Genomic DNA, 24,806 nt, shown 5'->3' with positions numbered 1-24,806 from the left:
CTACAAACCTTTTAAGTACAACAAACTCAGCGGCACCTGCTGGCCAGCAATCGGGCTTTCATCTTCTATGTAGTAGTGCTTGATTTTTGTTTTGCGGGCCGCCTTCATGATTTTGGGCAAATCCAGTTGCCCTGTCCCGAGGGTTACATCATTTTCCACCGGAGTGCCGCCACTGAAGTCTCCCACCACGCCTTTTTTCAAGTCTTTGACGTGCATCAGGCGAAAACGGGTAGGGTATTTTTTGAGCAAAGCCGCCGGATCTTGACCGGGATGGAATACCCAAAGGATGTCCATTTCAAAAGAGACATAATCCGGGTTGGTATTTTGCACGATGTAGTCGAAATAGGTGCCGTTTTGGTAGGGTAAAAACTCAAAGCCGTGGTTGTGGTAACAAAAAGTCAGGCCATTTTCTTTGAGCTTTTGCCCAAAACTGTTGAAGTCGGCCACCGTTTTTTGCGCCAGCGTCAAATCCATTGGTGCAGTGTGAGGAATCCAGGCTACACGGACAAATTCGGCACCTAAGGTTTTGGCATCCTGAATCACGGCATCCATCTTATTTTGCAAAGCCTCATAACTAACCCCATAACTAGTGCAAATCATGCCTCTGTCATTCAACATCTCACGTAGTTCAGTGGAGGTTTTGCCAAATAGATTGGAAAATTCGATGTTGGTGATGCCGAGGGCTTTGATGTTGTCGAGCGTTTGGGGCACGTTTTTGGCAAATTCATTGCGGAAGGTGTAGGAGACTATACCCGGAGTGGTTTTGAGGACTTTCCCAAATTTTGTCTGCGCAAAAACTTGTACACAGAACAATACCAAGAGGCCAATACTGATCGATTTTAGAGTTGCTTGCATTTTTGCTTGGTTTGATGGTTGATGTAGGTAAGTTACAATAGAAATCCTCTTTGTAAAGCATAGACGATACAGCGCAAGTTTTTCCCTGATGAATTTCTGCTTATTTATTATTCCACTAACCTCCTGGTAGTAGGGCAAAATAAATACCCTATTTTTTCACTTGTATTGAAGATTAAAAGAAAAATAGAGTAGAACAATCAATTTACCACAAACTTCGCAACCTGTTCTATTCCTCGGTGATTATAGGTTTTTACCAAATAAATTCCCTTTGAAAAGATGCGGCTATCAAGTTTAAGGACCACTTCTGATTCATTAAGCAGTTTCGTTGTTTTTTGGTAAACCAACCTGCCCGCTACATCATAAACGGCAACCCGAACTTCTTCCTGAGGAGCGTATCCTTTAAGGGTGATTGATAAATCTTCATTAGATAGTGGATTCGGGAAGACCTTCAGAGCACTCCTTACGGTGGCTCGAGGATACTTTATTCCAGTAGATTGGTCTTTAGCCAACAATACGACTGAGCTAAATGGAGGTATGGCAATTGAACTTCCTGAAGGATAAAAAAGACCCGCTGGTGTGAGGTAACCTTGGTCTGCCGTAAAGGTTCGAGTGTTGACCGATGCATTATACTCGAAACGAATGTAGTTGTCTGGGCTCGAAGTCTTTACTTCATACAGCTCAATATTATCAAGATATACTGTACCATCTTCTTGTCCAATGTCGATAAACAGGCTGGGCGTATTCAAACCAAGCGTTGGACTTACAATAAACTCCACGTCTCGGCGATTTGGGCTGGTAGGAATAGAATAAAAACGGGAACCAAGTGGATAGGGCGGTATGTTTTGAATAAGGTAAGCACTAATGTGTCCATCTGTGGTTCCTTTCGTACTCATTTTGAGCAGATAGGTTTTGCCTAGGTCGGTTGATCGAGAAAGTAAGGTTTCTAGCCGTGAAGAAAGATTTTTACTCCCTTTTACAGAAAAAGAAATGCTTCCTGAGTCAAGTTGATCCTCTACCCAACTCATGACCGAGGAGTTCACCACTGGATTCCAAAAACTCCAACTATTGGTATTTGTTTCAAATGTGCCATTCGAAATAAGGTTGGGGGAAAGTACTTGTTTCGCAAAAGAGAACTGAATTGGAGAGAGTTTGGTGTTTGCATCATAACCACTCGTGGCTTGCCATTCACTTAAGTTTAAAGACAAGGGTTTCTGAGTAGCAGCCTTGCCATAACTGTATTTTATAAATGCATCCTTATGAAATGGCTGGCAATAGATGTTGTGGTTGAGGTCCCCCAATCTGCTCAATAAACTAGCATCTCTGGTGTCAAAATCCAGCAGTATTTTACTTACATCTGGGCTATTCGAAACTAGGATGTTATTTTGGATGACACAATCAACAATTGGGTAGTTGGGTGCAAAGTCATCATGAATCATTGCAATAGCCGTAGAGCAGCCGAAAACGGTATTGTTTTTTATGATGCATTTGTAGGCATTGTGGAGTAAAATGCCCTGATTGTTGCAATAGCCAATTGAATTTCCGTTGACTTCTACATCGGCTGAGCGATCATCTAAATAGATGCCTTCAACAGGAGAGAGCGATGGATCATCGGTGCCATAGGGAGCCCCTAAACCATTCAGAATGATGTTGTTGATCACTTTTCTATTGGCCAATTCGCTTTTTCCATTACTCCAGGTATAAATTCCACCTCCATCATCAATGACCATACAGAAATAATTAATGACATTTTCTTTAATCACCACATTACTTCCTTCAAAACGAATGGGAATATAGCCTGTTGAGTCAATGGTATTTTGTTCGACGACTGCGTCTCCACCCACATTGATTGCTAAGCCCATTTGTCCACCTTCAGCCATACCTACTACTGACCCTGTATGCTTAATGATATTGCCTTTTATCATGACTTGGCCTGACGTGGCCATGATACAATTGCTTTGGGTGTAGTAAAATGTATTGTTTAGAATTTGATTCCCACCACTCTCCGGAGAAGTTGAAGTTATTCTGATGGCATTTCTTCCTGATCCCCAAAAATCACAATTCTGTAGGGTGAAGTTTTGTATCTGAATTGCATCGAAAGCATTTGTTTTTGCTCCGCGCAAAATAAATCCATCAATTATCCAATTCTGTTGGTTGTTGACATCCAGTAAGTTATTGGTGTTGGCGACCTTAACATCTTGCATGTTGAGGTCGCTGGTGGAATAAACTAGGATTTTGTTGTCTATAAAACACCATTCGCCTTCCTGGTCAAGTGCAGCAGGGTGGTTTTGCAAAAAATAACCATAATTGTCAGATAACCTGTATGCTGCATCACTGGTAAAAGTAAGGGTTGTTCCCGAATGGTTAGCAATGAGTTTTCTTTCCAGAGACCAGCGCCTGGTCCGAACGACTGCTTCTGCTCCGGTCCAATTGGGGGTATCTGAAAGTGTCTGGTCAATGATAACTTTACTAGGTTCAGTTGGATCTGATAAAAAGGTTAAGTAGCCTCCATTAGGAGCATCTACATTCGGATATCGACCCAATGGCTTTAATACTTCGTTGATCATCAAGGCGGTCGGTTGACTATTTAGATCGGTGCTGCTGGTTTCCCAAATGTTATTGCCCAAATAGCTCCAATTGCTCAATTTGAGGCGACTATCCAGTATGGGTTTTGTTGTTCCTTGGCCATAAGCGCCTAGGGTGATTGGGTTTCCCAAGGCTCCGGAGGTTTGGATTAATATGGTTCCAGAGAACACATCTCCACGCTTTAACAAAATTTGATCTCCAGGTTGAAGAATGTTCATTATGGCGTTGAGTTTGCCCAATGTTTGCCAGGGAGTAGCCATATTTTGGGCTTGCTCAACGGTATATTCATCTGATCCGCTAGAGGATGAAAAATAGTAAGTAGTTGAATGGAGGTGAAAACTTGTTAGGAATAAAACTCCGAATAACAATGGCTTCATGAAAAATATGTTGAATAAGTTTAATAAAATGGTTGGGTTAAGTATTGAAAAATATTTAACCCAACATCCTTGTTATGCTAATCTTCCCTGTTATACTATTAGTGCTTTTTTACAGTATTTTCTTTTGTAACACCCAGTTCGGTAAGAAGTTGACGAAAATCGATTTTTTAGCTTGAAATGCAACCTCCAATACAATACCAGATGTAATCTTCAGGTTCAATGCCAAATTTAATCGGCACGACGCAAACGGGTCATGTCTATATACAGAATCTCACTGTATTTTTTGTGCCAGCAACCTATTTTGACAAAGGGTCTTTTTGAATGACCAGCGTGCCCTCCTCGACATTATTTTTATATTGGAGCTGGACTTTGTAGAAACCATCTTCTGCACGGTGCATTCCCAATCGTTCTGGAATTTGCTGGAGCGAAGTCCTAGAAACTTGCTCCATGATCTGCCGTTTTTGCAGCGGAGTAGTCGCTTTCAAAAATCGCTGATAGAGGTTATTCATGGCAATAGAATGGTCGTGGGCTGTGATTTCCTTAAACAAGGCCTGTACCTGTACGTTTTCCTCCTCCGTGAAAGCCCGGGCGTCAAATTCTCGATTCCAATAGTATCGATTGATGCCTTGATGGACTTTGATCCGATGGCTGAAGCTGAGGTTTTCTGCAGGGTTTGTAATGTTGAGAAGCACGCTGTCGATGCTGGGGTCGGCTATGTAAAAGGAGATGGGTGCGGTAGATTCAAACGTTGCCCGCGGTAAACTGGATGTATTCACGATGTATTTTGGATTGCCGCCAGCCCACCAGAAATGGCCTCTTTGCCCCCCTCTGCTCACGTTTTCCCACAGCGTTGCCTCTTTTTGGGTAAACAGGTGCACTTGTTTGGTTTTTACAGATGGAGACAGTTCCTGTAGGGGTGAAATGTCATCCATCACCCAAATGCCTCTGCCGTGTGTGGCAACAATCAAATCATTTTCCCGGGAGTGAATCTTGAGGTCGTACACCGAAACGGTAGGTAGCCCCTGCATCCGGGTCCACATTTGCCCGCGATTGAGGGTCATCCACACACCAGTTTCTGATCCAATGAAGAGCAAATCAGGGTTTTTGTGGTCTTCAACGATAGATCGAACTACTTCTCCTGATTTGAGCCCATTGGTAATTTGCTGCCAGCTGCGGCCAAAGTCCTCGGTGACAAAAATCCAAGGCTCAAAATGATCGCTCCGATGGCCGTCGAAGGTTACATAAGCCCTTCCTGGATGGAAATGGGAGGCTTGTACCCTGCTTACCCACATTCCTGCTGGCACATTCTGGATATTCGATCGAACATTTGACCAGTTTTGACCTCCATCAAGGGTCACTTGAACCAGGCCGTCGTCCGTTCCCACCCAAATCACGGCTTCGGAAATGGAGGACACCGAAATCGAATAAATGCTACAATGGGTTTCGGCTCCGGTATTGTCTGGCGTAATGCCTCCACTCTGTCCAGCTTTTCTTTTGACGGGGTCATTCGTGGATAAATCAGGGCTGATGATGGTCCAACTCTGGCCTTTGTTCACAGACTTGTACAAATGATTACCTCCAATGTAAAGAATCGAAGGATTGTTGGGCGACATTACCAGTGGTGCCGACCAATTGAAACGGATGGCCGACTCTGAGTCGGGGTCATTGGCTTTGAAATAAGCTGAGTAGTTAGAGACATTGCCAACAGTAGGGCTGATTGGACTCATGGCGTGGGTGACGGTATTGTAGCTAAAATAGCTGCCATTTTCCATCCCGCTGTAGGCTTCGGTATGGTCAAATGGATTGACAGCAGCGTACTGGCCATCGCCCCAGTGCATCTTCCAGGTGTGATCGTTCAAAATGCCCCGGGCATCGCGGGCAAAGGAGGCTATGGCAAACGACCCATTGTCTTGCAGGCCTCCGTAGACGTAATAGGGTTTTTGCATGTCGTAATTGATCCGATAAAACTGGGAGATGGGCAGGTTGTCGATCAATTGAAAATTGGCTCCATGATCATGGGTGAGTGAAAATCCCTTATCTGCGCCTAGATAATAGCGATTTTTGTTGTTGGGGTCCAGCCACATGGCGTGGAAATCGCCGTGAACTTCCTGGTCGACGCTCCCGTTTTTGAAGGTTTTTCCTCCGTCTTCGGATACCATAAATGGTGTGGCCAGCACATAGACCCTCTTGTCGTCAAGTGGGTTGATTCGGATTTGACTGTAGTAAAAAGGGCGATTGTTGTACTTGTTGACGTAGGTCCAAGATTTTCCACCGTCTTCAGATCGGTAAATGCCACTGCCTGGCTTGGCCAGCGTATCCGATTTTGCTGCCTCTACAATGGCCATCACAATGGCCGGGTTCTTCTCGTAAATGGCCAGACCAATGCGCCCGGTTGGGCCAGTAGGGAGGCCGTTGCTCAGTTTTTTCCAGGTCTCGCCACCATCGGTGCTTTTGTAAATTCCTCCCTGTTCGCCCCCGGAGTAAAAATTATGGGGTTGTCTCAATCGATGGTAGAACCCAGCGTAAAGTACCTTGGGGTTTTTGCTGTCTCTGACCAAATCGATACAGCCTGTTTTTCCGTCATTGGGGAGCCCATTGGTCTTTTTTTCCCAGGAAGCTCCACCGTTTTTCGTTTTGAACAAGCCCCTTTCACCCGAATAGCCCCAAAGGTGACCGATGGCGCATGCACATACCTCTTGAGCATCAGTGGGGTTGACCGATATTCTGCTGATTTGATGGGTGGATTGTAAGCCCTTGTTTTCAAAGGTGAGCCCTCCATCAATTGATTTATAAATGCCGTTTCCCCAAGAAACACTATTGCGGTTGTTGGCCTCTCCGGTGCCTACCCAGATGGTTTCAGGATTGGATGGATCAATGGCAATATCCCCAATAGAGGCACTTTCATAGGTGTCAAATACAGGTTTCCAGGTGGTGCCGGCATTGGTGGATTTCCACACCCCTCCAGAAGCTGAGGCCACATAAACCTTGGTAAAATCATTGGGATGGGCTTCAATGTCCACGACCCGTCCCCCCGAACTGGCTGGGCCAATATTGCGAAAGCTAAGGCCAGATAAGTTTACTGAATTGTCCTGTGCAATGAGAAACAGGGAAAAAAAACAGGCGAGAAAAGAAACGAATAACTTCATAACGCTAATTTGAATTGCTAAAAAATAGAGGCTAAAAAAAAGAGGAAACCCACTGACTACTTAATGGGTTTCCTCTTAGAGCTTGTCTAAATTGAAAAGTCTGATTACTTATTCACTTCCGTTTCGGCAAAAATGCCCGGATCGCTTGGTGCATTCGGGTTGGCGCTCAATTCGGTTTGTGCAACAATGAATCGTTGTGGATATTTCGTTGCTGTACTTGAATTAAAGGGTGGCAACACGGCAATATCCCTTTCTTTGGCGCTCAATCTGCGCAAATCGTCAAAAGGCATCAGTTGGGTAAAGCCACTGACGTAGCGCTCTTCGATGATTTCGCGAAGCAAGGCTTTGGTTTGGTCAATATTGTTGGCATTCTCTATTCCCCCTGCCGCAAAATCCTCTAGCACAAAAGCTTGATAAACAGATACGTCAGTGGTAGCCAATTTCGTAAATGCCTTTCCAGAGGCCAAATGCGCACGCAATTCATTGAGTTTGGCCAATCCTTCGGTTACTTTTCCGGTACGGACTCCAGCCTCCGCAAGAATCAAGAGGTTTTCTTCGTACCCAACCACGGTCATTGGGCGGTTTACTGCAGCAATACCCTTGTTGTTGTTGGCAGTGTTTCCGTCAAAACGATAATAGGCCAAGCGAGCAGCTTCATTGGTTTTGGCATGGTTGCGGGTCGATTTCATCAGCTGGTCAAGATGTGATCCCGTAAATCCCCAATACCCGCCTCGTTGATCGATCATTTTATAGTTGAGGTTTTGGCTGCCAATGCCCAGGTTCGGAGGGGTGAAGATCATGGATTCAGTAGACAAAGCAATGCCTTGTAGTGCTTCCTGGTAAGCCTTGTCGTATTCCCGGGTATACATGTACAGGCGAGCCTTGAGGGTACGGGCTACCTTTATCCATTTTTTGGTATCTCCAGCAAAGTGCAGGTCTTCAACAACTGTAGAGGTTGGCGCAGCAGTCAAATCGGCAATTGCCTCATCGAGCAAACCCTGTAATTTAGCAAATACGGCTTTTTGGGAATCAAAAGCTGGATCCAGAATCGCATCATTTGAAATCTCATTATACGGTACATTGCCAAACAAACTGGCGATAGTTCCTATGGCATTCGCTTCAAGTACCTTTACAATGCCTGCGTATTGCTTGGCTTTAGGGCTAGTGGCGGTTTGTTCCCGCATTAGCCTGGCTTGTTTCACTACGCCCTGGTAGGCATTTTCCCAGATGCCCGAGGTTTCTTCGGCTGAGATGTTGTACTCGTAAAGGCTCTTGTACAACAAGGACACCCCAATGGTTTGCCCGCTCCACATGCCCGAAATACGGGTTTGGTGGCCCAGTTGAACCGAGATATTGGCCAATTCAATGCCTTTGAGCAATAAAACGCCTGCATCAAAATTATCAGAAGAAATCTCGTTTGGATTGTCATTGATGCCTTCCACGAGATCTTGACAACCTACGGCAAAAAGAAGGATGAAAACAAAAAAGATATGTTTGATCGTATTCATTGTATACACTTTAGATGGGGTGAAAAATTAGAAATTCAGCTTCAAAGTAGCTAACCATGAGCGGGTACTTGGATTGGTGAAGTATTCAATGCCAAATCCATTGTCTACCCCTGATTGATTGACCTCCGGATCGATCCCCAGAATATCCGTCCACAAAGCAATGTTTCTACCCGCTAGCGAGAGTTCAATGGACTGAAGGCCAGTAGCTTTTTTGAACTTCGCCCCTGAGAAGGTATAGCCCAGAGACACTTCTCTCAGGCGGGTCCATGATCCGTCAGCGATGGAAAATTCATTGATGGCTGAACCGCCCAAGCCGCCGCCCAGGGTAGTATACCAGGATTCATCCAGCAGCACATCTCCAGCACCGTAGTTGAAAATATTGCCCCGAACGGTAGTACCAGCTTCAAATGCTTTTCCTGCTGAATTGACCAAACGCTTATCCAGGGTTACTTCGTTGCCCACTGTTCCGTAGGTACCAAAGCTGGTCAATACAAAGCGGGTTCTTTCTGCAAAATCTCCGCCTTGATACGTTTCAAACAACACGTTGAAGCTGAGGTTTTTGAAATTGCCACGCAAACCCAGGCCACCCCGCCAGTCTGGATTGGGGTCTCCGATGATGCCCTGTTCAGGATCGAGTGTAGGAAAACCATTGGCATTCAATTTCAAGGTACCATCAGGGTTTCTGGCTGCCCGCGACCCGAAGAGTACACCTAATGGTTGACCCACAATGGCGTTTGAAGTAATGGACTGATCCGACAATGGAACCCGGTCTACCCCGGCAAGGTCCAGTACTTTGTTACGGTTGTTGTTGAAGTTGCCATACAACTCCAATCCGTAGTTTTTATGATCCAGGAGCTTGAAACCAAAATCCACTTCCAAGCCTTTGTTTTCCATCCGACCCGCATTGGAGTATTTGGATAAAAAGCCCGAAGAGGGGGAAAGGCTGAGCAAAAACAGGATGTCTTTGATCTCATTTTGATAATAAGTAAGCCCCAGAGTGAAACGATTTTTCCAGAAACGTAAATCGGCACCAAATTCCAATTCTGTTTTTATTTCCGGACTCAAATTGGGGTTGCCCTGATCATCATTCAAGCGGAAACCGCCACCAAATTCATTGATGTCCAAAGCGTCATCATAAGTGCCGTAGCTGAAGGTTTCGTAAGTGGTACCAAACCGATAAGCGGTAGGCTGTACACCCACTTGTCCCCAGGACGCGCGCAGTTTGCCAAAGCTCAAAAAATTACTTTTTAAAGCTCCTACCTTGGTGAATTGCCAGGCGAGGTCGGCTGATGGGTAAAAGTAAGTGCCTTCAATACTGGAAGCAGCTTCCTGAGTACCGGAAAGGTTTAGGAATAACTGATTGAACAGATCAAAGGAAAGTACGGAATACAATCGATTGGAACGGATGTGGTTGGTGCTATTGGATACCTCAAAAGGTGCAACCGCATTGCTGAATGACTGCAACTTACTGTTTACGAGAAAGGTTTGGGTTGCTGCATACAGGGTTTTGCGGAGGCGATCATTGACGTTGAATCCCAGGGTGGCGTTGAACCCAATCTTGCCAGGCACCAAGTCTGGAAAATCAGCCCGCGCAATGGCGTCCAAGTTCAGCTCGGTATTGCTAAAGTCCTCATTGTCCAATCTTCCATTGTTAAAGCTAGCCGAACCAACAGGGGAAAAATAAACACGTTTGTCCAAATAGGAATCGACACCCCCGCGCAGGTCCAAATTGAGCCAGGAAACCGGGTTGATGTTTAAATTGGAGGACAAGTTGAAACGATTGACCGTAGTGGTGGCTTCTTGTTCATTGGTTGTCCACAACGGGTTGTTGTAAACAGGGTTGATGTTGTTTCCCAGGTATCGGCGATAGCTGCGTTGTCTATTCGGAGTTGGCACCCCTTTGCTATCAAAGTGGGTACCTATGTAGCTGCGGTTGTCGTAATCAGGAGGCGTTCTCAATAAGCCAAGTAACAGACCTGCGGTATTGGAGTTTTGTTGGATTCGGTTGCTGTTCGTGTAAATGTAATTGGCCTTGGTCGTGAGCGAAATATGATCGGTAAAATAGGTTTGGTTGTTGAATCGAACCGTGGCGCGATTGTAATCACTGTTTTTGACGATCCCGTCCTGGGTAAGGTAACCAACGCTAAAATAATTGGTTGCCTTAGCACCACCGCCCGTAATGGTCAAATTGTTTTCAATAAAGTGCCCAGTTTGGAAAACCGCATCAAAATTTTCTTCATTAAAGGTTTGTTTTGATCTTTTTGTTCTGATTGGGTAAATTTTGTCCCCATTGTCGGCCAAAAAATACTCACCTGTAGTGATTACTTCATCTTCGCCTCCGGCCCGGTCGGCGATTTTATCCCCCCAGGAATTGAGTGAAGTGGCACTGTATTTTCCAGCACTACCCTGCCCAAACGCCGACTGAAGCGGATGCCGTCTGTTGATCTCATCCATGGAGTAGGTGGTAGAAAAGGACACTTTTATTCCCTGATTGAGTTTGCCCTGTTTGGTGGTGATCACCAATACCCCGTTGGCTGCTCTGGAGCCCCAGAGTGCTGCTGCGGAGGCACCTTTCAACACTTGCACCGATTCTACATCTTCGGGATTGAGGTCATTGAGGCGGGATTGCTGAGATACCCCACCGCTGCGGGAACTACCGCTACCGTACAGGTTGTCGTTGGAGAGGGGTACACCATCTACAATAATTAAAGGTTGGGAAGCCCCCCCGATGGTATTTGCTCCTCTGATCTGAACATTGGTGCCTGCTCCAGGGTCTCCATTGGCGCGGGTTATTTTTACTCCGGAGGCCTTACCGGCCAAACTGTTCAAAATACCTGATTCACCCGAACTTCTAATCGCAGTAGACCCAACACTGGAAGAGGTCGCCCCAGAGCGGTCTTTTTTAGCGGTAAATCCTAGGGCGGTCACTACCAGTTCCTCCAGGAGGGTACCTTCTTGCAGCACGATATTGATGGTATTCGAAGTGCCAACGGCTACTTCTTTGGTCTCAAATCCGGTGTAACTAACTACCAAAGCAGTAGCTGAAGCGGGTAAATTCAGTTGAAAATCCCCATTGATGTCTGTAAAAGTACCTATAGTCGGGCTCTCTTTTACACTGATGTTTGCACCGATGAGTGCTTCTCCGGTAGAACTCGTCACCTTGCCGGAGATCGACTTCTGGGCAAATGTCATGTTTAAGCCGAACAACAGCAAAAACATGGAGAGTAAAAAATGCTTCATGTTGAAAAATATTTGGTTAGTGAGTGTTTGTTTAATCAAAATAGCGATATGTTTTTTTAAAAAATTAAAAATAAATGCTTGTTTTCATACTAAAAAATAAAATAGTCTTAAACGGTAAATTATTTTGAATCCGAGTCAATTACACACCCAGATCAAGGGGCTTCGAATGGGCAGGTTCCGAATGACTTCTTCGGTTTTGGGGAAATGTTCCAGTTTTACCCAGGTATCCAGCCATTCCTTTTTGTGGTATTGATGATAAGCAAAGAGTAAAAAAGGCTGCGCTACGGGCCATTCCTCCCAATACATCACGTCTTTAGGATAAGTCCAGCTCGATTTATTGGCAACAAAGGGATACATGAATTCAATGGCTTTGCGGAGTTTGCGGCCATCAGGCAAACTGAATTCCCAGAGGTTTTCCTGTTGATCAGATAAAAGGTGACAAATACTCGCCATCGCATCCAGATTGAAAAGGGAATAACCGTAGGGTTTGGTGCGCCGCAGTTCGAGCGGGAAGCTGCCATCCGGCTCCATTTGATTGGGAAGTAAAATGGTTTTGAAGCGGGTTTTGCAATAGTCGATCAATTCCTGATTTTGGGTCAATTTGGCAAAAACGGCCACTTGCATCACCCAGCAGGTGCCGTGGTTGTTTTTGGCGTCGCGTTCGTCGAGGCCGTATTGGTGGGTGGTCACCCATTGTAAATACTGCGCAAACCAGTTTTTAATTTGTTGCAATTCTGCCTGGTTTACGCTTTTGGCTTTTTCCATGACCCGGATTCCTTGCGCTACCTCCAGCATTTGAATCATGTCGATGATGCCAATGCCCCGGCCAGTAACCCGGCCTTTGATGGCTTGGGCATACAGCAAGGAGGGATTCATATGAGTTTGCTCATCGATGAACCAGGCGCGCAAGTGGGTAAAAGCGTGTTTGACGTATTGCTCGTTTTTGGTCAAAAGATAGGCGGAGGCCAGCGCTCCAATGACTTGACTAAAACGCACCATGGCTTGGCGATGGGCCGTAAAATTGCCGGGGTTCGACTGCCCGTCGCGCTGAATATAAGGGCCTTGGGGGTCATCGGGATTGGGCCACCAATAATCGCCCTCGGAATAAAAATCGTGCAGGCCACCTGCGGAGCGTTCGCATTGGGCAGCGGTGACGGTGATCGGGTATTGGGTCAGTGCCCAGTTGGCCTGAGCCAGCACTTCTTTTTTTAAAATCCTGCTTACTGCTTTTGGAGCATTTTGCGCGGGAAGGACCAATGAACTAACTATATAAAGATTCAACAAGAGCAAAATTTGGTTCCGGTTCATGAGGCCTTTTTTTAGTTTTTGCGCAAATTTTTCTTCCTCAGCAAGGCTTCCAGGTAGTAATAATCGGCATAAACGATGGGGACATTGATCTCGTGCTTGCCAGGCAGGTGTCCGGTGCTTTGGGTCAATAAAAAGCCAGCATGGGTATTGGGTGCAGTCCGGTAATTTTTGGTCAGGTTGTGCAGAATTTTGTCCGCCTTTTGCTGGTAAAATTTGGCTTTGGCAGGCACCAGCGTGCTCAATTCATAAAACGCAGCAGCCATGAGCGCAGCAGCTGAGGCGTCGCGGGGGGCATTGGGAATGCTGGGTGCATTAAAATCCCAGTAGGGTACCAGATCCTTGGGTAAGTTGGGATGGTTCAGGATGAATTGGGCAATGTTTTCAGCCAGTTGTAGGTACTCTTTTTTGCCTGTTTCGCGGTAACACATTGTATAAGCATACAGTCCCCAGGATTGCCCTCTGGCCCAAGCCGATTCGTGGCTATAACCCTGATGGGTGTTTTTTTGGATGGCTTTGCCACTGTTTACATCGTACCCGACCACGTGGTAGGAACTGTAATCGGGCCGGAAGTGGTTTTGCATGGTGGTGTTGGCGTGGCTTACTGCTACTTTGTAAAACAGCGAATCCTGCGTTTGTTTGAAAGCCCAAAAGAGGAGTTCGAGGTTCATCATGTTGTCGATGATAACCGGAAAATCCCACTTGTCCTTGCTGTGATCCCAGGAACGCAAGCTGCCAATTTTAGGATGAAAACGGGTGCAGAGGGTGCGGGCCGATTCGATCAGGATATTGCGATAGCTGGCATCATTGGTCAGGCGATAGCCGTTGCCATAGCTGCAATACATTTTGAAGCCCATGTCGTGGGTGGTGCCATTGGTTTTTTCGCGTTCGAGATTAGCCGTGAATTCCCGAGCCTTTTGTTGCCAGAATTGATCTCCGCTGAGTTCGTACATGTACCAAAGGTTACCCGAAAAAAAACCACTGGTCCAATCCCGGCTTGGTACCATAAAAAGCGTGTCTTCGCGCAGGGAGCGGGGGCTGACGAGGTTGCCGTTTTTGGTTTTTGCCTGGTCGATGGCTTTAAAGGCCAGTTTGAATTGCAGCGCAGCGTGATCAAGGGGTGGCAACTTGTTTTGTGCCTGGGTTTGGAGCAAAAATGACCAAAGGAGCAAGGGAAAAACCAGTTTTTTCATCGAATTGAATTTTTGAAATGGCAGAGGTGTTTGGGGTATAGACGAATAAAAGTGTGGTTTTCCCTAGGCTTATTAATTATTCCCTTTATTTCATCTCCGCCGGTGGCGCAAAATACTTCTGATACAAAGCCGACTTCGGATTTAATCCCTCCAAATTCAACAACTCCACCTTCCGAAAATCAATCGGTTGCCCCTCACTTTGCAAGGCGATGAAACCTTCTTTCAGCAGTTTGCCATCCACTTTAATGCTCGGGTCAAAGCCATTCGCTACGCCGCCGCCAATCTGCGGTTGGGAGTATTGCAGCACCACTTCGCCATTGATGATGTGGGTGATCAGGGAATCCCCCAATACGATCAGTTCGGCGCGTACCCATTCGTCTTTGCCATAGGTTTTAGAACTGGATTCGATGCAGTGGCGAGGGTCTTTTTTGCCTTGAAAAATCACATCGGTGCCCGGTGAGCACATGTTGCCGGTGGGCCGAGGTTTGCCATCGCCTAGCCCGGCGAGGAATTGCATTTCCACCGAGATGGGCCAATCCTGTTCCTTGGGCATGGTGCGGGGGTCTTGAGAGTGGAACATCACCCCGCTGTTGAGTTGGGTGTAGCTGGGGGCGTCTTTGCGCCATTCGTCGGCGAAGCGGTATTCGATGACCAGGTGATAATGCGAATAAGGTTGTTTGTAATAAAGGTGGCCGTAGCGGTTGTTGAATTTGTCATACTGGTCGTAGCGCACTTTGATCATGCCATCTTCGACCCGGAAGGTATTGCCGTAGTTGTCGCCCACTTCGTGGTGGAAAATTTTGACGATCCAGTCTTTGGTGTCTTTGCCGTTGAATAGGGAAATCCAGCCCTTGGATTCAACGCTTTTTTTGGTGGTGGAGCAGCTGGAATAGCTCAAAAGGATCAGGAGTGCGCACAAAGCGCTTGTGCCATTGATGAGGGAAAGTATTTTTTTCATTGGAACTTGTCTTGTGATCAAATGCACGGTAAGATATTTATTTCCCCCCATCTTGGGTGATTTTTTAGTCGTTTCCAGGGTATAGCTTTGTGTAAAAATTACCCGATGCTGAAGTATATATCGCTCACCCTATTGGTTTCCATTCAGGTTGTACTTGTCCATGCACAAGTTGCAAGCAATGGAATGATTTCTGGTCAAGTTCAACTTGAAAACAACAAGCCTGCCCTCAATGCCACTGTGGTTTTACAACGCAGTGCTGATTCCGTGTTGGTAAAAACGGCTTTACCCAATGAAGACGGTGTTTTTGAATTTGAAAACATCAAACCAGGAACCTATGTCGTAGCCGTTTCTCAGGTTGGTTATGGCAAAATTAAATCGGAGGCATTGAATATTAATGAAAGTGGCCAAATGGTCAAATTGCCGCTAATTGTATTGAGCCCTCAGGTGCAGTCCTTGACAGGAGTCACCATTGAAGCCAAAAAACCGTTCATCGAAAGAAAACTGGATAAACTGGTGGTGAATGTAGAAAACAGCATTGCCAGTGCGGGGAGTTCAGTACTCGAAGTGCTGGAGCGGGCACCCGGTGTGATGGTCAATCAGGAAAGCTCCATCAACCTTAAAGGCAAACAAGGCGTGGTGGTGATGATTGATGGAAAACCTTCTCCACTCTCCGGTGCGGATTTGGTGGCCTACCTCAAAGGTATTCCAGCCTCCAACATTGCCACTATTGAAATCATCACCCAACCCTCCGCACGCTATGACGCGGCTGGCAACGCAGGGATCATCAACATCAAGTTTAAAAAAGACCAACGCCAGGGCCTCAACGGCGCGCTGACGCTGAGCCTGGGGCAGGGTTTTTACAACAAACCATCTGCCAGCACCAATGCCAATTTCCGCAAAAAGAAGTGGAATGTATTTGGCAATTATTCCCACGCCCAGCCACAGCATTTTACCCGTTTTTACATCAATCGGAAGTTTTTTGACGCCAATCAGGCCCTGCAATCCACTTTTGACCAAACTTCCTTTATCAAACAACCGATCAGCAGCGACAACACCCGTTTTGGGGTGGATTATTACTTGAACAAAAAAACGGTAGTTGGGGCACTCTTTAACCTCAACTGGAATGGCAGCGAACGCGACGGCAAAACCAATTCCCTGATCACCTTGCCCAATGGCCAATTGGATTATACTACCAAAACGGATATCCGCTTGAATGAAAACCGCTTCAATGGCTTCGGCAATTTCAATTTTAAACACACTTTCGATAGTACTGGCCGCGAGTTAACCACCGACCTCGACTACGGCCAATTCAAGGCCAATACCTTCCAAAACATCAACAATGCCAATTACAATGCCAACAATTCCTTGATTGCAGGGGATAAACTCAATACCGATCAAAACGGGCTAATCACAGTGAGGTCTCTAAAGGCGGATTACGTCAACCCGCTAAAAAATAATGCTAAATTTGAAGCAGGCATTAAATTGAGTATCGTGGACTCGGACAATGATGTGAAATTTTTTGACGTCACCGAAGAGACGCCTGTACTGGATCAAAGCCGCTCCAATCACTTTATTTACCGGGAAAATGTGAATGCGGCCTATTTCAGTTTTGCCAAGACCTTCAAAAAATTTGATCTTCAAGCGGGGCTGCGCCTGGAGCAAACCTCCACCCGGGGTGAGCAATTGGCAACTGGGGAGGAGTTCAGCCGCAGCTATGCTAACCTGTTTCCCAACTTTGTGGTCAACCGAAAGTTGTCCGACAAACACCAACTTTCCCTCTCCTACGCCAAAAGGATCGACCGCCCGAGTTACCGGCAATTGAATCCCTTCAAAATTTTTGTCGACCCCTATACCTACGTGGTTGGCGAACCAACACTAAAACCGGTGTTGACCAATTCTTATGAAGTGAACCACACCTTTTTGAACAAATACGTCACCTCTTTCAGCTACGCCAGCACTCGCGAGGTGATCACGGATATTTTTGTGCAGGATGATTTGACCAAAATCTCCTATCAAATTCCCGCCAACCTGCAGGATTTTGACCAAGTCAACCTTGGCGTTTTTATCCCCATTTCCATCAAAAAATGGTTGAACTCCAACCTCAATGCCAGTGTATACCGGAACCAGTATTCCAGCCCGTTGCAAGGGGGCAATCTGATTAATGATTTCACCGCCTGGGATGCCAGCTTGAACAATACGATCAGCCTTGGCAAAGGCTGGAGCGCTGAGTTGAGCGGATTTTACCAGTCCAAAAACGCCTGGGGCCTATTCATCATTCGCAATCTGGCGCAGGTTTCAAGTGGCCTGCAAAAAGTGTCAAAGGACAAAAATGCCACCTTCAAACTGGCCATTTCGGACATTTTTTACACCAACCGCATCGCGGTATTGGTCAAGTACCAAAACATGGACTTTTTCACCGACCGCACCTGGGACTCCAAAGTGGTTACGGCATCTTATACCCAGCGATTCGGGAAAAACACCATCACCAGAGCCCGGCAGCGCAACAGCGGGGTAGAAGACGAAAGAAGAAGGGTTGGGTAGAGATTTAATGCGGCCAATAAACCGCAAAATTCCAAGGAGATAGATGTAATTGACCCAAACATTCAGTATCCCGAATGTATGGGTCAATTGCTTCTCCATCACATCTTCACTACCTTCTGCACCACCATTTCCTGGCCTTTCCAGCGCAAACGCAGGAGATACATTCCTTGAGGCCAGCTATTGGCATCAATTTCAGCCAAACCTGGAAAATTCGCCGGGATGTTGACGGTTTGGCTGTGCATACCTTGCCCTTGCAGATTGAAGACTTCCAGCGTCGCATTTTCGATGGCCTGGGGGCTGCGAATGGGCACCAGCAATTGTTCGCGGAAAGGATTGGGGTGGGCCAGGATTTATTTTGCGCCCACCAAGTGGCATTACAACTGGGTTGAAGTTGCACGGAGGAGTTCTCCGGGTACTTGATTGGGCGCTTGAGCGCACAAAAAATAACTGCACAGGCACAATCCAAGGAAGGTAAGAATTTTATGCGTTGGGTTAAAGTTTAGGTCGGTCAAAGTTTTGAACGCGAGTAGGGTGTTTTTATTTCCAGCTTTGAGTATGGTATGCTCATTTTAGCTAATTTTGCCCATAAAGTCTATTATTTCCCATCGAAACAGCCTTTGAATGAGAAAACTGCTTTACGCCTTGCTATTCCTCCCCACCATTTCCCTTTTTTCCCAAAACACGGTCAGCATCAAAGTTCGGGATGCCCTTACACAGGAGCCCTTGCCTGGCGCGGCCATTTTGGTGGAAGGGTTCAACATTGGAGGGCAGGCCGATTCGGCGGGTGTGCTCATTTTGAAGGATGTTCCAGCTGGCATCCAGACCCTGCAGTGCCGCTACCTGGGTTATCGAACCCAACAACGCAGTGCTACTTTTCCCCTGGCTAAAAATGTACAAATCGTTTTCTCCTTGTTTGAAGTAGAGGAGGAACTGGAGGAAATCGTTATTCGCAGTACCCGCAGCAGCAGGGGGATTGCGCGGATTCCGAGCAGGGTGGAAGTCATTGCGCAAGAAGAACTGGAAGAAAAAATCAACATGAAACCCGGCGACGTCCGCATGTTGCTCAATGAAAGTACGGGCATCCAAACCCAACAAACCTCCGCTACCTCGGCCAATGCCTCCATCCGGATTCAGGGTTTGGATGGGCGTTACACCCAACTCCTTCGCGATGGATTACCCCTGTACTCGGGGTTGTCCAGTGGCTTGGGCCTGCTGCAAATTTTACCGCTTGACCTCAAACAGGTGGAAGTCATTAAAGGCTCGGCTTCGACCCTTTACGGCGGCGGAGCTATTGCGGGTTTGGTCAATTTTATTACCCGCCAACCCGAAGAAAAACCCCTTACCCGCCTTTTGGCCAACGTGAGCTCGGCGGGTGGCCTCGACCTCAGTGCGTTCACCAGCCGCAAACTCGATGATGATGTAGGTTTTACCCTCCTGGCCTCCCGCAATTCCGGATCTTCCTACGACCCCGCCGATATTGGTTTTTCCGCCATTCCCCGCTTCAATCGTCTGAGTCTCAATCCCCGTTTCTGGTTTTATTTTCAGGAAAACACGACCATTCAAGCGGGATTCAACTACAGTGTAGAAAACCGCCTGGGTGGCGATATGAAATACATTCGCGGCTTGGCGCAATGGGGGACTTTTGAGCGCAATAAAAGCAATCGTTTTTCGACTCAATTGCAAATCGACCACAAGTTCAACAAACGCCTTCAGTTCAGCCTGCGCAACAGCATTGGAAGGTACAACCGGGATTTAACCCAATCTCAATACCGGTTTGATGGGGCTCAATTGAACTCATTTTCTGAAATTCATGCCCGTTTGCGCCCCGATAACGACCGGGAACTGATCGCTGGGATCAACTACCAAAGTGAACATTTTGAAGAAGGTACCCTACAAACCCGCCAAAATCCCCTCCCACCGCGCAATTACAACCTGCGCAATTTTGGCACTTTTGCCCAGTATACCTGGACCCCGACCGAACAATACACCCTAGAAGCCGGCTTGCGCACAGATTTGATCCAGCACTACGGCGCAGCAATATTGCCGCGTCTGGCCGTTTTGTACAAAATGACCGAGGCGTTTTTGGCCCGGATCAACATTGGCCTGGGGTACAAAGCCCCTACACTGTTTACAGAAGAAAGTGAAGCCCTGGCCTATCGGGGTATAGCTTTGCCCGATGCGGATGCGCTTCGCCTGGAGCGGTCCTTTGGGGTAAACTTCGATTTCAGTTACCAGGGTAGTTTTGAATTGCCTTTTTTGAAGGAAGAAATTACTTACAGTTGGAATCAGTTGTTTTTTTATACCCAATTGAACCATCCCCTGATTTTGGAAGCTCAAAATCAGGGGACGCCTTATTATTTCATCAACCTGGAAGGCAATTACACTACCCGGGGGATTGAAACGAATGTCAAATTCAGTTATCGGGAGCCATGGAAGTTGTTTTTGGGCTATACCCTGACCGATGCCAAACGGAAAGACGGAGGCACCGCAATACAATTGCCCCTGACGCCGAAACACCGCATCAATACTGTGCTGATGTATGAATTGGAAGACGAGTGGCGTTTTGGCCTGGAAGCCTATTATTTTAGCCCTCAACGCCTGAGCGATGAGGAAGCACGCAGCCGGGCTTATTGGATTTGTGGATTCATGGGCGAAAAAAGCTGGGATAAGTACTCTTTTTTTCTCAATTTTGAAAACTTTTTAGATGCCCGGCAAACCCGTTACGGACCCATTTATTCCGGTTTTCCCAACAACCCTATGTTTAGGGAAATTTATGCGCCAATGGATGGTTTTGTGGTGAATGCAGGAGTAAAGATTACCTTTGAATAAAGCCTTAAGGGGTTTGCCCTGAGAGGCCGGTATATCCTTAAATAGCCAGCAAGTAGATAGATTTTTACAAGATGTATTCAATCAATCAACTCCCCGGTCGATGTACTCAAATCGACGGAGAAAACTGGCTTTATTTCAGCGGCACTGGCTATCTGGGGGCAGCCTGGAATGAGGATTTACAGGCATTGGTACGGGAAGGCATCCAAAAATTTGGCCTGCATTTCGGTGGTTCCCGCTTGTCCAATATCCAAATCAATATTTTTGGCGAAGCCGAGGCATTTCTGGCTCAGAATGCTGGAGCAGAACAGGCGCTATTGTTGTCATCCGGCACATTGGCCGGGCAATTGTTGATGAAGGTATTGGGCACACACGGCGAAGTATTCCCGGCACCAGGAGCGCATCCAGCCATTTGGGCGGGGGCTGCACCGAGCATAAAAAGCTGGGAGGATTGGGTGGAAAAAGCAGTAGAACTGGCGAATCAGCCCGGCGCACCCTTGATCCTGGCCGCCAATTCCGTTGATCCTTTGTACGTGCGACAGTTTGATTTCAAATGGTTGCAACATTTAAAGCCTCAGCGGGAATTGATTCTGGTTATCGATGACTCACATGGCTTTGGGGTATTGGGCGAAAATGGTGCTGGCATTTATTCCCAGGTAAATTTGCCAGCTGGTGCAGAGTTGCTAGTTGTCAGTTCATTGGGCAAAGCCTTGGGAATTCCAGCCGGGGTAATCCTAGGACCAAAGTTTTGGATGGAGCGTTTGTTGCGCAATCCATATTTTGGAGGGGCGTCACCACCTTCACCCGGTTTTTTGTGGGCCTTGTTGCAGGGACAGGCGATTTACATAAAAGCCCGGCAGAAACTGCAACTAAATGTTCGTCAATTCGTACAATATTTATCGACAGAATCAGATTTTCATTTTTTTCCAGAATATCCCGTATTTTATACCGCAAATTCTGGATTGGCTACGTTTTTAGCAGAGCGAAAAATCCTGATTTCCAGTTTTCCGTACCCCACGCCACAGGATGATTTGGTTACTCGCATTGTGTTGAGTAGTCTACATACTGAAGGCGATCTTGAAACCTTGATTAAAATTTTACAGTTTAAATCTCAAAAACCACGATCATGAGCAGATCGATCCTCATTGTTTTTTCATTGTGTTTGGCTTTTTTGCCCAATTTGCAAGCGCAAAAAAATACCCTGCGTTTGATTTTGGAAAAACAGGGCCCCTGGATGGATTCCATCCTCAATAAGGTAGATCGTTACCAGGTGCAGATCATCTATACCCAGATTGATCGGGATGCCAATAATTTTCCGTCTTTTCGATCCTATACGTACAATTTGGATACCAATTTGTACTATTATCCAGCAAGCACGGTCAAAATGCCGGTTGCATTTTTAGCGCTAGAAAAGCTCAACCAGATCAAGGTGGAAGGTTTGTCCAAGTACAGTCCTATGCACACAGGCGCCGGACGTCCACCTCAAACTTCGGTTTCGGAAGATACCAGTGCTGAAAATGGCCAGCCATCGATTGCCAACTATATTAAAAAGATTTTTTTGGTAAGTGACAACGACGCCTACAATCGTTTGTACGAATTCCTGGGGCAAGAATACCTCAACAAACAACTCTGGAACAAAGGCTATAAACGCAGCCGCATCATTCACCGCTTGTCGGTACCGGGTTTTGATGTGGAAAGCAACCGATACACCAATCCGATTACCTTTTTTGACACGCTGGGCAAACCCATCTTCCAACAAGGTCAGGTAATGAGTGCCGCTTTCCCCCGCTTAAATTTGCGCAAACAATTGCAAGGTAAAGGGTACATCGAGGGAGATTCAACCCTGATCAACCAACCTTTTGATTTTCTGAACCGCAACTATGTGGGTTTGGAAGAGCTTCATGATATGCTCAAAGCTGTACTTTTTCCTGAAGCAGTGCGGCCAGACCAACGTTTTGACTTGACGGAAGCGGACTACAAGTTTTTGTACAAATGTATGTCGGCTTACCCACGTGAAAGTACTCATCCGGCGTATCCCGAACATGCCGAGGAAGACAATTATGTGAAGTTCCTTTTGTTTGGTGATAAAAAACCTCCAATGACCATCCCCAACAATATTCGTATTTTCAACAAGGTGGGGCTGGCTTATGGCTTTCTCAGTGATGTTGCCTATATCGTCGATTTTGAAAATGGAGTTGAGTTCATGGTGGCAGCCTCTATCCGGGTCAACAACGATGAAATTTTTAACGACGGTAAGTATGAATACGATGAAATTGGCCTGCCATTTTTGGGTAAAGTAGGCCAGGCGATTTATGTACACGAATTGCAGAGGCCTAAGTTGGTGCGGCCAGTTTTGGCGAAGTTTAAGGCTGAGGACGGTGAATAAGAAAAACATCAGCCAAGTAGAGGGGGGCTAACTAAAATTTGGCACCCCCTATTCGATCACCCCCTACTTTCCTGCGTAAACCGCCGCTCCTACGATCCCGGCATTGTTCAACAACTTGGCTGGTTTCACTGGAGTATTCACCTTGAGCAAATGCCCAAAATCTTTAAACTCCTTGCTTACACCACCGCCCAGGATGAACAGATCGGGGGTCAGTAGGCGCTCCAGATGGCGCAGGTACTCGCTGAAGCGGTGTGCCCAGTCGCCCCAGCTCAGGTTTTCTTCCTCGCGGATGCGGTTGGAGCAGTAGTGCTCAGCAATGCGACCGTGCAAGTAGAGGTGCCCAAATTCAGTGTTGGGTACCAAGGTGCCATCCACAAACTGGGCAGTACCCAGGCCAGTACCGATCGTGATAAGCAGGACTACCCCTTCCACACCCCGACCTTGCCCAAAGGTTAATTCTGCCAAACCCGCAGCATCGGCATCATTCAAGGCTTTGACAGGATTGCCACAGGCCTCACTGAATTCTTGTTCAATGTTGTGTCCAATCCAACTTTTGTCAATATTGGCTGCCGATTTGGCAACCCCATGTTGAACAATTGCTGGAAACCCACAACCAATAGGGCCTTTATAACCAATTTTTTTGATCAAACCGGCAAAAGCTTCGGCAATCATGTTGGGGTTGGCCGGGGCAGGAGTTTCCACTCGAATGCGATCGCCAACGAGCTCACCTGTTTGAATATTGACCAATGAGCCTTTGATGCCAGAGCCACCTACGTCGACTCCGAGGATGTGTTGAGACATGGTATGTTGTTCAGGGTTGTGAGGTGAAGCGGCCAGTGTGTCAAACGCTCACTGAGCGTAGTCGAAGTGACTGTTTGACGCACTGACCATTTTACCTCATAATCCTATATTATTTAATCACTTTAACTTTCATTTTGACATCCTTAACCGGGCGGTCTCCAGGGTTGGTTGCTTGTGCAGCAATTTTGTCGATGACATCCAGCCCCTGAATTACCTGGCCAAAAACGGTGTATTCGCGGTCTAACATGGAGGTACCCCCACTCTTTTGGTAGGCATCACGTTGGGCCTTGCTGTAGCGAAAATTGCGCGCGCCTTCGACTTGGTTGAGTTGAGCTTCACTAGTAGGGCTTCCATGTACGATGTAAAACTGCGAGCCTGAAGAGCGTTTTTGCGGATTGTTGGTGCGTGCAGCGGCCAATGCCCCTTTTACGTGTACCAGTGAGTCGACAAATTCGGCTTCGATGGTATAACCAGGATCACCCATGCCCAGGGCCTGACCTGGCTTGGCATTTTTAGAATTAGGATCGCCACCCTGGATCATAAAACCACTGATGACCCGATGAAACAGCGTACCATCGTAGTAGCCTTGTTCGGCCAGTTTGAGGAAATTGTCGCGGTGTTTGGGGGTTCCGTCAGACAAACGGACCAACATATTGCCAAAGTCGGTTTCAATCATGACCAAACAAACTTTTGGAGCTTTGATCGAAACTTTGTCTTCGAAGGTTTTGCTTTTGCTTCCCGATTTGGCAGTTAGTTTGACGGTATAGGTACCCGAGGCCAAAAAGGCATGCACAGGGGAGGCTTCTTCGGAAGTATTGCCATCGCCAAAATCCCAGTGGTAAGTTTCGGCAGGTTTGGCGGTGGTATTCGTAAAGGTGACAGGTGAAGGAGCTTCCGTGGCACCAGAATACATAAAAGAGGGCTTAATGCTCGCACAGGAGCTCAGGGCTACGAGTAGCAACAGGATGAGGTAATGATTGATTAGGTTCGATTTCATAGGTATAATTTGGTTGAGGAGTTGAGGAATTGATGCTGCCGCTAGCAATCCGGCACTTCGGCTACGCTCAGTGACCGGATTGCTAGCGGC

Annotated in this window: 15 protein-coding genes; 4 read left to right on the top strand and 11 right to left on the bottom strand. The window is 46.8% G+C overall.

Annotation, left to right across the window (positions count from 1 at the left end; genetic code table 11):
- The 8 genes from SFV55_RS07370 to SFV55_RS07335 all read right to left on the bottom strand — a co-directional run bounded on the left by SFV55_RS07370 (position 1) and on the right by SFV55_RS07335 (position 15,165).
- The gene (locus SFV55_RS07370) at positions 1 to 855 is read right to left on the bottom strand and encodes a sugar phosphate isomerase/epimerase (RefSeq protein ID WP_320028837.1); all 855 of its coding nucleotides are present in this window, start codon (positions 853 to 855) and stop codon (positions 1 to 3) included.
- Positions 856 to 1,052: 197 nt separating this feature from the next.
- Entirely contained in the window at positions 1,053 to 3,815 is a 2,763-nt protein-coding gene (locus tag SFV55_RS07365) for a right-handed parallel beta-helix repeat-containing protein (RefSeq protein ID WP_320028836.1), read from the bottom strand.
- Between the two features lie 296 nt (positions 3,816 to 4,111).
- Complete coding sequence (locus SFV55_RS07360) at positions 4,112 to 6,961, bottom strand: hypothetical protein (RefSeq protein WP_320028835.1); 2,850 nt, start codon at positions 6,959 to 6,961, stop codon at positions 4,112 to 4,114.
- 104 nt (positions 6,962 to 7,065) lie between these two features.
- Positions 7,066 to 8,469, bottom strand: a complete 1,404-nt coding sequence (locus tag SFV55_RS07355; RefSeq protein ID WP_320028834.1) for a SusD/RagB family nutrient-binding outer membrane lipoprotein — start codon at positions 8,467 to 8,469, stop codon at positions 7,066 to 7,068.
- Between the two features lie 27 nt (positions 8,470 to 8,496).
- On the bottom strand, positions 8,497 to 11,709 hold the full coding sequence (locus tag SFV55_RS07350; protein WP_320028833.1) for a SusC/RagA family TonB-linked outer membrane protein: 3,213 nt from the start codon (positions 11,707 to 11,709) through the stop codon (positions 8,497 to 8,499).
- A 135-nt stretch (positions 11,710 to 11,844) separates the two neighbouring features.
- A complete protein-coding gene (locus tag SFV55_RS07345; protein WP_320028832.1) occupies positions 11,845 to 13,017 on the bottom strand; it encodes an alginate lyase family protein in 1,173 nt (390 codons plus the stop codon).
- An 11-nt stretch (positions 13,018 to 13,028) separates the two neighbouring features.
- Entirely contained in the window at positions 13,029 to 14,207 is a 1,179-nt protein-coding gene (locus tag SFV55_RS07340; protein WP_320028831.1) for a glycoside hydrolase family 88 protein, read from the bottom strand.
- Between the two features lie 85 nt (positions 14,208 to 14,292).
- The gene (locus SFV55_RS07335) at positions 14,293 to 15,165 is read right to left on the bottom strand and encodes a DUF1080 domain-containing protein (RefSeq protein WP_320028830.1); all 873 of its coding nucleotides are present in this window, start codon (positions 15,163 to 15,165) and stop codon (positions 14,293 to 14,295) included.
- A 105-nt stretch (positions 15,166 to 15,270) separates the two neighbouring features.
- Here SFV55_RS07335 and SFV55_RS07330 point away from each other — a divergent pair, with 105 nt between their 5' ends.
- Positions 15,271 to 17,706 carry a TonB-dependent receptor gene (locus tag SFV55_RS07330; protein WP_320028829.1) on the top strand — a complete coding sequence of 812 codons (2,436 nt, stop codon included), beginning with the start codon at positions 15,271 to 15,273 and terminating at the stop codon, positions 17,704 to 17,706.
- Positions 17,707 to 17,804: 98 nt separating this feature from the next.
- Here SFV55_RS07330 and SFV55_RS07325 read toward each other — a convergent pair whose 3' ends face one another.
- Complete coding sequence (locus tag SFV55_RS07325; RefSeq protein ID WP_320028861.1) at positions 17,805 to 18,053, bottom strand: T9SS type A sorting domain-containing protein; 249 nt, start codon at positions 18,051 to 18,053, stop codon at positions 17,805 to 17,807.
- 274 nt (positions 18,054 to 18,327) lie between these two features.
- On the opposite strand from SFV55_RS07325, the gene SFV55_RS07320 reads away from it, so the two are divergent.
- From SFV55_RS07320 to SFV55_RS07310, 3 genes are all read left to right on the top strand, one after another.
- On the top strand, positions 18,328 to 20,535 hold the full coding sequence (locus tag SFV55_RS07320) for a TonB-dependent receptor (protein WP_320028828.1): 2,208 nt from the start codon (positions 18,328 to 18,330) through the stop codon (positions 20,533 to 20,535).
- A gap of 71 nt (positions 20,536 to 20,606) precedes the next feature.
- A complete protein-coding gene (locus SFV55_RS07315; protein ID WP_320028827.1) occupies positions 20,607 to 21,662 on the top strand; it encodes an aminotransferase class I/II-fold pyridoxal phosphate-dependent enzyme in 1,056 nt (351 codons plus the stop codon).
- Positions 21,659 to 22,918 (top strand): serine hydrolase, encoded by a 1,260-nt coding sequence (locus SFV55_RS07310; protein ID WP_320028826.1) that lies wholly within the window; start codon positions 21,659 to 21,661, stop codon positions 22,916 to 22,918. Before SFV55_RS07315 ends, SFV55_RS07310 begins: the two co-directional genes overlap by 4 nt.
- 63 nt (positions 22,919 to 22,981) lie before the next feature.
- Here the strand turns inward: SFV55_RS07310 and ppgK are convergent, their stop codons facing one another.
- Both ppgK and SFV55_RS07300 read right to left on the bottom strand, forming a co-directional pair.
- Positions 22,982 to 23,719 (bottom strand): polyphosphate--glucose phosphotransferase, encoded by a 738-nt coding sequence (gene ppgK, locus SFV55_RS07305; protein ID WP_320028825.1) that lies wholly within the window; start codon positions 23,717 to 23,719, stop codon positions 22,982 to 22,984.
- Positions 23,720 to 23,828: 109 nt separating this feature from the next.
- Positions 23,829 to 24,806: peptidylprolyl isomerase (locus SFV55_RS07300; RefSeq protein WP_320028824.1), on the bottom strand; the 978-nt coding region annotated here is incomplete at its 5' end.

This window comes from Haliscomenobacter sp. (assembly GCF_033763495.1).
Lineage (GTDB): Bacteria > Bacteroidota > Bacteroidia > Chitinophagales > Saprospiraceae > Haliscomenobacter.
This window is presented reverse-complemented; position numbering and strand designations above follow the sequence as displayed.